Raw genomic sequence first — 270 nt, forward strand, 5'->3', positions numbered from 1 at the left:
GCTAAGCCTAAATATTCCCTGGTGACCGATAGCGGATAGTACCGTGAGGGAATGGTGAAAAGTACCGCGGGAGCGGAGTGAAATAGTACCTGAAACCGTGTGCCTACAAGCCGTGGGAGCGTCGGACGGAGAGCTTGCTCTTCGTCTCGTGACTGCGTGCCTTTTGAAGAATGAGCCTGCGAGTTTGCGGTGTGTTGCGAGGTTAACCCGGGTGGGGTAGCCGTAGCGAAAGCGAGTCCGAACAGGGCGTTTCAGTAGCACGCTCAAGAC

Annotated in this window: 1 rRNA gene; it reads left to right on the plus strand. The window is 55.9% G+C overall.

The window, feature by feature from the left end:
• A 23S ribosomal RNA gene (locus tag RM812_RS42860) occupies window positions 1–270 on the plus strand; the annotation flags it as partial.

Origin of the sequence: Streptomyces lancefieldiae, assembly GCF_031845825.1 — a bacterium.
Taxonomy (GTDB): Bacteria; Actinomycetota; Actinomycetes; order Streptomycetales; family Streptomycetaceae; genus Streptomyces; species Streptomyces lancefieldiae.